Raw genomic sequence first — 9,745 nt, 5'->3', positions numbered from 1 at the left:
GGGTTGTGGTTTGGGGTGGGGGGGGTGGTGGGGGGGGGGGGGGTGGGGTGGGGGGGTTTTTTTTTTTTTGTTTTTTTGGTGGGGGGGGGGGGGGGGGGGGGGGGGGGGGTGGGGGGGGCCCGGGGGGGGGGGCCCCCCCCCCGGGGGGGGGCCCCCCGCGCCGTTCTCGCGTCCGGGTTTGTCAGGTCAGCCTGAGTGCGGAGCGCGACATTGGCAACCTGGCCGCCGTGGACCTACAAGCTCAAGCAGATCCAGTACCGCCCGCACCTCATCGACGGCTGTCTTGCCTGCACTCGCCTGATCATGGACGGCTGTCCCACATCGCCCCACCAAGTTCAACACCTGCGGGTGACCCGCCGCTGTGACCAAGTGTGCTCAGAAGTGATCGGGACCTGACCAGCTGTACCAGGGGCCACTGACATGGACGTACTCGCCGCTGTGCTGCGTCGGGCCGTTCGGCGGGAAGTAGGCGTAGCCGTGGCGGGCGAAAAGGCCGGAACCTCCGATGGAGAACTTCAGCCCGCCGTCCGCCAGTTCGGCGTCTCGAACCGGGTAGCTGCCGATCCAGGTCTGGTGGGGGTTCACCGAGCCCGTGGCGAGGGCCTGCTCGGCATAGGAGGTGAGTACGGGCCGGGCGATCGCGAATCGCGCGTCGAGGGGAAGGCCGTGGTTGATCAGCAGCACCGTGGTGCCGACCAGCAGTGGGGCTGCTGTCCAGCGCCAGAGGCCGCGCAGCCACCCCGTTCCGGCCTCCTCGGTCGGCTCCGCGGTACTTGCCATCTGCCAGGCGAACCAGGCGAACGGCAACAGGCCGAGCACCACCACGCCCATTGCCAGCATTCCGAGGTCCTCGCCGGGCACGCTGTAGCCCAGCGCGATGGCTACCGACGCCAGCAAGCAGCCCAGCAGCACGCTGTTGCCCGGGCGGCGGATCCGCCGTATGCGGCTTCGCGCAGCGGGCGACACGGCCAGCCTCACCAGGCCCCATGCGAGCATCGCCATGAGCGGCACCGCCGCGAACAGGCCGGTGAGCACCGTGCCCAACACCACGCGCTCGCGGAAAAAACCGTCCGGCGCCGCGACGACGGCCAGCAACACGGCCAGAAGCAGCGGTCCCCGGTATCCGGGGGCGGGCAGACGGTGGAGCATGGCGGCCAAGGACGGCGGCTTCGTGATCACGTCGCCATCCCTACCATGCGGTGGATCTCCTCCAAAAGCCCCGTTCGATGGCGCGACCCCATCCAGGGGAAGGACGCCGACATCGCCCGTTCAAGTTCAGAAGCGGCCGATGCGAATGCCCTGGCAGCACTGACCCTCGCCCTGGGCAATCGCGAGAGCGTCCTGGACGACCGAAGTCTGTTCAGCGGGAACTCGCGGGTCGGTCCGTGTGCACCAGCTGGGCGAATCCGTGGGCTCGGGGAACCGTGGGGTGGGCTGCGATGCGGCGGGCTTCGGCGGTGACCTCGGCATTGACCTGGTCCACGGTTCTGTCGCCGTATTCGAGGATGTCGTACTCGTCGTCGAGTTCAGCGAGGCGCTCGGTCAGGGGCAGCTCATGTCCGTGGCGCTGGTGAATGAGGATCGGCGGGACGGATCGAGAAGGGGGGTGCGGGTTGTCGAGCGCGCAGTGGCTGTCGTATGACGCGAGTTCTCTCGCGCGCCTGGGTGTGGGTAGCGAGGCGTTGTCCGGGCTGGGCGAACAGGGCTTGCCGGCCGACTGCAACCGCATGTTCGTGCGGGACGCGGGTCGGGAGCTGGAGGTCCGCGATCTTCCGTCGGGTCGCGCGGTATTCCTCGGCGCGTTCGAGGCGGCGTCAACACGTACTGGCTGCTGATCGACAGTGGCGAAGTCTGGATGGTCCGCGGCCATGACAGCGATGGAGACCAGCAGTACGGGCTGGCCAACTCTTCGGTTGCTGGTCTGCAGAACGTCCTGGAGGTATGGGAAGCGTTCACGCGCTCCGGAAGGAGCGACGCGGACGACGACTACGAGGACTACGTCGAAGACGTGATCGAACGGGCCAGGCAGTGCGATCCGACGGTGTTCGAGGACGAGGAATCCTGGTGGTCGCGCGTTTTCGAGGAGGTCGAGCTCGGCGTCCTGGTCCCGGAAGACCAATAGGCGAGGATGTGGCGGTCACGGGCGGATCCAGAGCCGGATCGCCGCGACCGTGACCGTCCCGTGGAAGACGTAGGCCCTCTGGCCGTAGCAGCCGGCTACCGCGTGGAATGTGTTGAGCCGGTTGCTGGTGCGCTCGACCTCGTTGCGGCGCTGGTGGACCGTTGTGTCGAAGCGGGTGGGCCGGCGCGCTTGCTGTCCCGTCGTCGGCGATTGGCTCACTGGTTCCCGGGTTCAGGGATCGTGTGCTTGATCTGCCGCCGCCGCAGGTACCGGTGGTTTGCGCGACCGAACGCTGTTTCCCTCCCTGTCCGCCTGCACCGGCCGACCCACCCGGTCCGTGTCCCCGCCCGCGGCCGCGATGCGCCCCGGGAGGCACCGGGACCCGACCGGAACCTCCTACCGCTGACAGGCCGAAGCCGGCAGGGGTCGGTGGTCGACCAGCCCGAGCGGGACCGGCTGCTGCCGGGGCGGGCCGGCGCCCGGCGTGTCGCGTGCCGGCCCACTGCAGCGACGCCGGCCGGTCGGGGTCACGGCACGTTCGCATCGGACCAAGGCAGACCAGGACCCGGCGCAGCGGCTGCCGCCATCCGCGGACGCGCTGTGCCGGTGAGGCGTCAAGCGGCGTCGAGTGGATCGCGACCAGGCTCTGTTGGGGCCTCGCCCATCGCAGCGAGCGGAGGGGGCCGACCCGTGGGCTGGCACAACCGGTCGGACCGGATTCGCGTCCTCCTTCGCGGAGCGACGACGGCCTGGAGGGCATCATCGACACGTTCACCGACGAGCGCAGGAGCCGGAACCGCCGGCCGGCCGGGGTCGTCCTGGTCCTGTTGGGCGTGGTGGCGGGTGTTCTGCTCACCGCCGTGTTCCTGACCGTGGTGTGGTGGCCCCGGACCGAGGTGACGTACCGCAGCGCCGCGCCCTCCTCGGTGGTCTACGCCGACGAGGCACAGCACTACCTCGAACTGGTCCACCGACACACCCCGTCCGGGCGGGACACCTACCGGATCGTGGCCGGCCGATATACCGGTGCCGCCTACGGACACTGGCTGGACGTCGACACCGCCGTGGCGGAGAAGGGCATCGAGTCCACGACATGGACGCAGGACGGAGTCCGCGTCCGCTTCACCACGGGCCACGAGATGTTCGTCCCCGCCCGCTCCTTCATGTTCGGCAGGTGACCCGGCGCGATCGCGCATCGTCCGTGCGGGGCGCCCAACCGGGGGGGGCGTCTTCGCGAGGGTTCGGGCACGCACAGGGCTCGGTTCCGGCCTTCACGACCGGACCGTTGGCGGAACCGAAGCTGCTGAGCTTCAATCAGCCCGGGGCGGCCTCCGTGCTGTCAGGGGTCAGTGCGGTGGCGATCTGGGCGAGGCGGGTGGTCGACCAGGCGAAGCGGTTGGCGGGGTTGCGGTAGGAGTAGCCACCGTCGTTGATCGGGTAGCCGCCCTCGGCTGTGGTCCAGCGTGCCGGCCCGCACTGCCCTTGGTGCTCAAGGAGCGTCGCGGCAAGCCGCTCGGGCTCCTCGATGCGGGTGCGGGCGCGCAGTGCCGCGGTCAGGCGCTCGACGGTGTCAGCCGGTACGGCGTCGTCGCCTAATGCCGGTAGCAGGAGCAGCAGTCGGGAGTGGGGGATTGGTGGTGCTGCCGCCGGGCAGGCCGTTGTCGGCTATGGCGGTCAGGTCGGCCCAGGACAGGCCCGGGCCCATGAAGTGCCCGTCGTCTTGTGCCAGGGTCTCGGCCGCGTCCCAGCCAGGGTGGTGCACGAGGTAGTCGATGCCTTCATCCTCCTCCAAGGCGCGGTACACCACGTACAAGTTGTGGTCACCGGCGAGCGGCACCGCTGATCGTCACGCGAGTCACGAGCAGTACGAAGGCCAACGGGCAGCCGACGGCCGCTTCCCCGTGGCCGGTGGTCGACGATCAAGCTGTCAGTGCCCGTCCCTAGGCTCAGCTCATGAGAAAAGACTTGGTCCAGGACTCGTGGGACCGCATCGACGAGTGGCTGCGCGAGAACGCGCCCCGCACCTTCGCCACGCTCGGGCCGCCCGCGCGACGTGAGGAGATAGCTGCAGCGGAGGAGGAGCTGGGAGTTACCTTCCCTCCCGATCTGGTCGCGTCACTGCTCCGGCACAACGGGGCCCGCGATGGCGCGGAAGCCTTCCGCTTCAGCACGCACGACCGGCTGCTCTCGTTGAGCGAGATCGTCGGGGACACGCAGTGGATGCGCGACATCGCCGAGGACCTGGACGAGGAGGAGGCCGAGCACTACTGGATCGACGCCTACCTGAAGTTCGGTTCCTACGGGGTGACGGCCGACGGTCTCACGATCGACTGCCGCCGGGGGCAGGACTCCTACGGTGCGATCGGACGTTTCTTCGATGAGACCGGCACCGACTTCGGGCGGGCCGACTCGCTGGGCGCGTATCTGGCAGAACTGGGCGACCAGCTTGAAAGCGGCCGAGACGGGGGTGCCGTCACGTTCAACGGCCGGCTGCTGTGGGAATGGGCCGGGCCGCCCGGACCGGACTGGGGCAGCGCCGCCGATCCCCTTCCCCGACGGGACGAGCAGCTGCCGGAGCTGGATCTGTCCTGCAGCCCCGCCGATGTCCTGCATGTCGGCCTTATCCACGGGCTTGAGGAACTCGGTGCGCTGCTCGCGGTCCTGCCTCGTGAGCAGGTGGCCGAGGCCGCGCGGAAGCAGCTGCGCAGAGTGGCCGTGGAAGCGGGCCTGAGCAAGTACCCGGAGGTCAGCGCCGCCCTGGACGCGCTGGACCGGGGCGACGCCCCACCCCGCCCGGATCAGGCCAATCCGCTGGCCCTGCGACTGCGCAAGGTGATCGTGCAGGCCAACGCGCACCGGGACGATCGTCGCAGGTGGGCCGCGGAGAAGATGGTGCACGGGATCTGGGGATCGCCCTACAGGTCCGTGTGCGAGAGCGTGAGCATCCGCGCCCACCTCACTGTCGACTGGCGTACGGATCTGCACGAGGACCTGGGTAATCCGCCACTGCCACCGATACCTGATGATCGCTTCTGGGGGAACCTGCGAAATCCCGCCATCGACTCCAGCTGGTATGCGGCTCAATACACCCAAGGCCAGGGCTGACCCCAGGGGCTCCGGTTCCACCCGAGCGCTCCGGTTGTGGCCTGACCGATCGCTACGGCAAGGCCGCCGCCGTCCACCTCGCCGGACGTCGGGCCGTCGTGGCGGCCGCTTGGGGCCGGGCCGGACGTCTCGGCAGAGTGGTGCGAGCCCGCTCCTCGCACGTTCTCGCTCAGCGGCAACGGCTCCGCTTCCGGGCCGTCGCCGCAAGGTGCGGCCACCCGGCAACGACCGGTTTCGACGGGCGCGTAGTCTCCCGGGCGTGACATCCCGAGGACGAGTGTTGAGTGCGGCCGCCTGGAAGGCATGGGCGAGGGGGGCTGCGGCGCCCTGGCACGAAGCAGCTTTCGACGACGCCCATCACCTGGTGCGCGAAGGCCGGTACGAAGAGGCCGAGGCGCGGGCGCGGGCTGTCATCGCGGCTCGCCGGGGCAAATGGGGGCGGGACCGGCGGCCCATGACCCTCTGGCAAGCCACGTACTTCGCCACCATGGCGGCGATGGCTCACGGGCGAGGAGCAGCAGTGCCGGCCGAACAGGAAGCCCTGATCGAAGACCTGGAGCAGCTGGACGGCGCGAACCGGTACCTGCTGCTGTCCGCCCGACTGAACCGCGCCTGGGTGCTGATCGATGAAGGACGGCCCGCTGAGGCGGAGGTCCAGTCCCTGCTCGTCCTAAGGGCGTTGACTCGGATCAAGCATCTGACCGAGGTGTGCAACTCGAACTGTGCGCCCTGCAATGCCTGGGGGACGCGCTGTGCGCGCAGGACGAGTACGAGGAGGCGGAAACGATCGCCCGCGGGAATCTGCCGCGGGCCGAGAAGCAACTGGCGACCCGTTTGCACCGGCTGCTGATCCGCAGCCTGTCCGGGCAGGGGCGCCATGAGGAAGCTCTGGCAGAGTCCCGCAGGACCTTCCCCGAGCCTCCTCCTTCCGACAGCGGGGAGCTGGAGCTCGCCAGGGCCGTGGCCCTGCACGCCCTGGGCCGCGCCGGCGAGGCGGAGACAGAGGCCCGGCGGGCGCTGTCCGCCTGCGAGCGGTACCTGCATCCGGAGCACTCCCGAGTCGGCGAAGTCCACGCGCTTCTGGCCCGCATGGCATCTGCCTGACACGGTGTCCGCGCCCAGGCCCTGGCTCTGGTCCTTGGACCGGGCAGACAACCTGGGGAGGCGCGGGTGACCGATGCCTGTGGGCCGGAGCGGGCCGCCGGCCGTCGCCTCGGCGTCCCGTCATGACAGATGGCGGGCGAAGAAGGTCCCCAGTCGGCGCCGTACCTCGGCGAGGGTCACCGCGGGGTCGCCGGTGCCGACGAGCGCGGTCCGCGTCGCCGCTGTCACGCGGCCGGCAGTCTGGAGCCGAGGGACGAGTGAGCCGTAGTCGGTGAACGCCCAGTGATTCGCGTCGGGGAGCAGCGCGCGACGGCCGCGAAGGCCCGCCCAGGACGACTCGATCCGAGCGGCGCCGTCGAATCCGTCGGTGCGGAACAGCAGCAGCGGCTGGTCGCAGCCGGCCTGCGACGGGTACAGGTCGAGGTAGCCCTCCAGGTTCGCCACCGCACCGACACGGCGGTCGTCACGGGCCGCGTACACCGCTGCCGTGCCGCCTGCCGAGTGCCCGTACAAGCCGATCCGGCGGGAGTCCATGACCTGGGCGAGCGGCAGGCTGCCGAGTCGGTCCAGAACCAGCCGGAGGTCCGCGATCCGGGTGTCCACCATCGTGCGGAAGGTCGCCGGGTCCGGTGGCCCGAACAGGACGGTCGTCCGCATCCCGGTCGGCAGCTCCACCTGGGAAGCGTCACCGGGATGATCGACGAGCACGACCACGAGACCGTGGCTCGCCAGATCCTCGGCGAGGGTTGTGCCGAGCGTGCGCGAGTCACCGCCGCCGGGCGAGTACACCAGCACCGGCCGCCGCCCGGGAAGCGGCGGCGCGCCCACGTGCCCGTGGGTGAGGACCGCGCCCCAGTCCACTACGCCCGGCTGCGGCAGTCCGGGATGGATGTGGGGCGCGAGGCCGGCGAACTCCCGTGCCTCGGCCGCAGTGAGCTGCGGGGCCCGGACGAAGCCGTCCACCGATCGGGCCGGGTACAGGACGGTCAGCATCAACTCCCGTACACCGCCCACCCATGGATCGGTCCGGGACGGGTCCGTCAGATGGACCGTCAGCATGCCCACCGGGTACGGGCCGGCGGGCGCGGGCAGTCGGAAGACCGCACCGCCGGCGGATGCAGCCGTGGGCAGCAGGGCGGCGGCGCTCCCGAATAGGGTGCCCTTCAGAAGAATGCGTCGCGAAGTCATACGAACATCCTTGGCGCGGGGCCGTCACGACGCGAAGGTTCAGGCCCTGGCCGAAAGGCCGGCCCAGGACGAGGAGTTGTGAGAGTGCTGCGAGTCCACTTCACCGCGGAGGACTTCGCACGTGTCCGGTTCGCCGCCCGCCCGGCGCCGCTCCAAGAGCTGCACGCCGCCCTGACCACGGCCCTGACCCAGAGTGGCGGGCCCCTGTTCGCTTCGTGGCGTGGCCGTATCCTGCGCTCCCTCCCGGCGGCAAGCAGCCCGCTCGCCGACCTGGTTCCCGCGGGCCGTCCGCCTTCCTTCCTCGACGCCCTCGGCGACAGCGTCGCCGAGGGCGTCGAACAGATCCGCGCCACGAACCCCGTTCTCGTACGATCCGAGCTGGAGCGGGTCTACGGGGCGGTGCCCGCCCCTCGCTGGATCCGCGGCCTGCACGCGGGCGACGAGAAGGCCTGGCATACCATGCACCGTGCCCAGCGGGCCACGTACGAGGCCGTCATCGCCCCGGTGTGGTCCGTCGTCCAGGATCTCCACCGTGGGGAGTTCACCCGCTACGCCCTGACCGCCGCCGAGCACGGCGTCGCCGCCACGTTGACCGGGCTTGCCCCGGGCAGTCGGCTCCACGGGGGCGTGTGGGAATGGCCCGGCCCGGCGCCGGTCCGCGACGTCCGCCTCGACGGGCGTGGCCTGGTTCTGCTGCCCACCTTCCACCACCCGGCGGGACCACTTCTCCAGGACACGCCGGGCCATCCCGCGGTCCTCACGTACCCGGCCGGTCCCGGGCTTCCCCCCACCGAGGGAGGCCCGGTCGTCTCCGCCGAGGCCCTTGCCGCCGTTTTGGGCCGCACACGGCTGGAGGCTCTGCGCCTCCTGGCCGAACCTCACACCACGACGTCCCTGGCCCGCGCCCTCCACGTCAGCAACGCGACGGCTTCGTCCCACGCGGCCGCGCTGAGATCGGTGGGCATGGCGACGACGGCTCGCGCGGGCCGCTCGGTCACCCACCGGCGCACGGCCCTCGGCACGTTGGTGGTGGGCGCTTGGCCGCCCTAGGTGAGTAAGTCCGAAGTCCTGGGCAGGGGTCGTAGGCGATGAATGACCTGGGCAGGAGTGATCGGTTGGCCCGGTTGTGCCAGATGGCTGCGGTCAGGGCCAGGATGCGTTCAGCTGTCAGGTCGGTTTGAGTATGCGCTCGCCGGTGCGGGCTTTGAGGTCGCGGTAGCCGCGACGCAGCAAGGTCAGGCCGTGGCCGGCGGATCATGCCGTGGACGGGGCTGTCGAGGCCCAGCTGACCTCACTGGAATCGCGATGTGTTCGAATATCACGGGTGGATCACCGTCAGGGAGACGGCAGTTGATGACGACGATGACGTCCGACTGCGCCAGGTCGTGGAGGAGCTTCGGCTTCGCATCGCCCGGATGGCCAGTCCCTACCTCCTTGATCCCAGGTGGATGAACGGCGAGCCGTTCATCCACCTGGGGGGCCATTCCAATCACCGCTCGTCGCTCGATGTCGTCGGTCTGCTCGAGCATGTCGCGAAGGTCGCTCCCGGCTCCTACGGCCTTCTGCACATGCGCGACGACGAGGACCCAGACCATGAGAACGAGGTACGCACTGAGACTCGCTCGGGGCACGGTCACCGAGCACACGGAGGCGCTGCTGTCCCCGTGCATCCCGATGCTCGAAGACCCCTTCCCTGATCCGGTCCCGCCCGTCACCCGCCCAACGAGGATTCCCCGGCCTGCCGCCTGCCAGGGGCTCGCTGAGCACTCCGCCTCCGCGTCGCCACGTGGCCAGGCCCCCTTCCGGGCGCCCCACACCGAAAGGATCACGTCGGACAATCACGTCGGACAACGGTTGGTCATCCGACGTGTTCGGACCGGCAGGCCTCCCACGAGGGGCCTCCCGGCCGTGCCGTCCCGGTTTGGTGCGTCAGGCGAGGGCGAGGAAGAGCTTCTCGAGCTCCGCCTCGGTCATCGGGGCCTGGTTCGGGTCGGCTTCCGTCATGCACTGGCGCATACCGCTGGCGACGATCTTGAAGCCGGCGCGGTCCAGAGCCTTGGAGACGGCGGCGAGCTGGGTGACGATGTCTTTGCAGTCGCGGCCGGCTTCGATCATGGCGATGACGCCGGCGAGCTGTCCTTGTGCGCGGCGCAGTCGGTTGAGGACTGAGCTGACTGCGTCGTCGTCGACTTTCACCGGTTGCCTCCTGGTCCTGAGTACTCGCCT

Annotated in this window: 11 protein-coding genes and 1 pseudogene; 6 read left to right on the top strand and 6 right to left on the bottom strand. The window is 69.9% G+C overall.

What is annotated here, in order from left to right:
• Nucleotides 1-375 precede the first annotated feature (375 nt).
• Nucleotides 376-1,179, bottom strand: coding sequence for a hypothetical protein (locus ACFYZL_RS35755; RefSeq protein WP_388684858.1), 804 nt, complete (start codon nt 1,177-1,179; stop codon nt 376-378).
• Between the two features lie 181 nt (nt 1,180-1,360).
• Complete coding sequence (locus ACFYZL_RS35750) at nt 1,361-1,729, bottom strand: hypothetical protein (protein WP_388684855.1); 369 nt, start codon at nt 1,727-1,729, stop codon at nt 1,361-1,363.
• A gap of 126 nt (nt 1,730-1,855) precedes the next feature.
• On the opposite strand from ACFYZL_RS35750, the gene ACFYZL_RS35745 reads away from it, so the two are divergent.
• Entirely contained in the window at nt 1,856-2,122 is a 267-nt protein-coding gene (locus ACFYZL_RS35745) for an SUKH-4 family immunity protein (protein WP_384743312.1), read from the top strand.
• A gap of 15 nt (nt 2,123-2,137) precedes the next feature.
• Here the strand turns inward: ACFYZL_RS35745 and ACFYZL_RS35740 are convergent.
• Nucleotides 2,138-2,421, bottom strand: a pseudogene (locus ACFYZL_RS35740) (IS5/IS1182 family transposase); the annotation flags it as partial.
• 534 nt (nt 2,422-2,955) lie between these two features.
• Between ACFYZL_RS35740 and ACFYZL_RS35735 the strand changes: the two are divergent.
• Nucleotides 2,956-3,300 carry a hypothetical protein gene (locus ACFYZL_RS35735; RefSeq protein ID WP_388684853.1) on the top strand — a complete coding sequence of 115 codons (345 nt, stop codon included), beginning with the start codon at nt 2,956-2,958 and terminating at the stop codon, nt 3,298-3,300.
• 392 nt (nt 3,301-3,692) lie between these two features.
• Here the strand turns inward: ACFYZL_RS35735 and ACFYZL_RS35730 are convergent, their stop codons facing one another.
• A complete protein-coding gene (locus ACFYZL_RS35730) occupies nt 3,693-3,914 on the bottom strand; it encodes a hypothetical protein (RefSeq protein ID WP_388684851.1) in 222 nt (73 codons plus the stop codon).
• A gap of 173 nt (nt 3,915-4,087) precedes the next feature.
• On the opposite strand from ACFYZL_RS35730, the gene ACFYZL_RS35725 reads away from it, so the two are divergent.
• Nucleotides 4,088-5,227 carry an SMI1/KNR4 family protein gene (locus ACFYZL_RS35725; protein ID WP_388684849.1) on the top strand — a complete coding sequence of 380 codons (1,140 nt, stop codon included), beginning with the start codon at nt 4,088-4,090 and terminating at the stop codon, nt 5,225-5,227.
• Nucleotides 5,228-5,935: 708 nt separating this feature from the next.
• Entirely contained in the window at nt 5,936-6,331 is a 396-nt protein-coding gene (locus ACFYZL_RS35720; protein WP_388684847.1) for a hypothetical protein, read from the top strand.
• Between the two features lie 120 nt (nt 6,332-6,451).
• On the opposite strand, the gene ACFYZL_RS35715 is transcribed toward ACFYZL_RS35720, so the two are convergent.
• Nucleotides 6,452-7,519, bottom strand: coding sequence for an alpha/beta hydrolase family protein (locus tag ACFYZL_RS35715; protein WP_388684844.1), 1,068 nt, complete (start codon nt 7,517-7,519; stop codon nt 6,452-6,454).
• Between the two features lie 84 nt (nt 7,520-7,603).
• Here ACFYZL_RS35715 and ACFYZL_RS35710 point away from each other — a divergent pair, with 84 nt between their 5' ends.
• Both ACFYZL_RS35710 and ACFYZL_RS35705 read left to right on the top strand, forming a co-directional pair.
• Nucleotides 7,604-8,569 (top strand): ArsR/SmtB family transcription factor, encoded by a 966-nt coding sequence (locus ACFYZL_RS35710; RefSeq protein ID WP_388684842.1) that lies wholly within the window; start codon nt 7,604-7,606, stop codon nt 8,567-8,569.
• A 257-nt stretch (nt 8,570-8,826) separates the two neighbouring features.
• A complete protein-coding gene (locus ACFYZL_RS35705; RefSeq protein WP_388684840.1) occupies nt 8,827-9,216 on the top strand; it encodes an Imm7 family immunity protein in 390 nt (129 codons plus the stop codon).
• Nucleotides 9,217-9,448: 232 nt separating this feature from the next.
• On the opposite strand, the gene ACFYZL_RS35700 is transcribed toward ACFYZL_RS35705, so the two are convergent.
• Nucleotides 9,449-9,715, bottom strand: a complete 267-nt coding sequence (locus ACFYZL_RS35700; protein WP_384587993.1) for a metal-sensitive transcriptional regulator — start codon at nt 9,713-9,715, stop codon at nt 9,449-9,451.
• Nucleotides 9,716-9,745 lie beyond the last annotated feature (30 nt).

Origin of the sequence: Streptomyces sp. NPDC001717 (genome assembly GCF_042892775.1) — a bacterium.
Taxonomy (GTDB): domain Bacteria; phylum Actinomycetota; class Actinomycetes; order Streptomycetales; family Streptomycetaceae; genus Streptomyces.
Note: the sequence above shows the minus strand (reverse complement) of the source record. Positions and strands in the feature narration are given on the sequence as shown.